General features: G+C 62.4%; 1 protein-coding gene. It reads right to left on the bottom strand.

Features of this window, described 5'->3' with window-relative positions; all coding sequences use genetic code 11:
• Positions 1-1,193 (bottom strand): excinuclease ABC subunit UvrA (gene uvrA, locus AB4Z11_RS32145; RefSeq protein ID WP_442030293.1); only part of this gene is annotated, 1,193 nt, incomplete at both ends.

Here is a 1,193-nt window from a genome sequence, read left to right as displayed (position 1 = left end):
GTATTGCCCTGGTCGCGCAGACGGTGGATCACTTTCAGCAGCAGGTCGATATCGTGGAAGTGCAGACCGGTGGTCGGCTCGTCCAGGATGTACAGCGTGCGGCCCGTATCGCGCTTGGACAATTCCAGCGACAGCTTCACGCGCTGCGCTTCGCCACCGGACAGCGTGGTGGCCGACTGTCCCAGCTTGATGTAGCCGAGGCCCACATCCAGCAGGGTTTGCAGCTTGCGCGCGATGACCGGTACGGCCTTGAAGAACTCGTGCGCATCTTCGACCGTCATCTCCAGCACTTCGGTGATGCTCTTGCCTTTGTAGTGCACTTCCAGCGTTTCGCGGTTGTAGCGCTTACCGTGGCAGACATCGCAAGGCACGTACACGTCCGGCAGGAAGTGCATCTCGACCTTGATCACGCCATCGCCCTGGCACGCTTCGCAACGGCCGCCCTTCACGTTGAAGGAGAAGCGGCCGGCTGAGTAGCCACGCTCTTTCGAGGTTGGCACCGTCGCGAACAGATCGCGGATCGGCGTGAACACGCCGGTGTAAGTCGCCGGGTTCGAACGCGGCGTGCGGCCGATCGGCGCCTGGTCGACCGAGATCACCTTGTCGAAGTGTTCCAGGCCGCTGATGGACTCATGCGGCGCCGGTTCGGTCTGCGAACCATACAGGTGGCGCGACAGGGCCGGGTACAGCGTGTCGTTCACCAGCGTCGATTTGCCGGAACCGGAAACGCCGGTCACGCAGGTCAGCAAGCCAACCGGCAGCGACAGGTTCACCTTCTTCAGGTTATTGCCGGTCGCGCCCTTGATGGTCAGCTGGCGCTGCGGGTCTGCCTGGTGGCGCTTCTTCGGCACTTCAATTTTCAGCGTGCCGTTCAGGTATTGCGCAGTCAGCGACTGCTTGTTCTTCAGGATGTCTTTCAGCGAGCCGGAGGCGATTACGTCGCCGCCATGCACGCCGGCGCCTTGGCCCATGTCCACGATGTAGTCGGCGGTGCGGATGGCATCTTCATCATGCTCCACCACCAGTACGGAATTGCCGATGTCGCGCAGGTGCTTCAGCGTGTCGATCAGGCGATCGTTGTCGCGCTGGTGCAGGCCGATGGATGGTTCGTCCAGCACGTACATCACGCCGGTCAGGCCGGAACCGATCTGCGAAGCGAGACGAATACGCTGCGCCTCGCCGCCGGACAGGGT

This window comes from Pseudoduganella sp. RAF53_2, assembly GCF_052113985.1.
Classification (GTDB): domain Bacteria; phylum Pseudomonadota; class Gammaproteobacteria; order Burkholderiales; family Burkholderiaceae_D; genus Rugamonas.
Note: the sequence above shows the minus strand (reverse complement) of the source record. Positions and strands in the feature narration are given on the sequence as shown.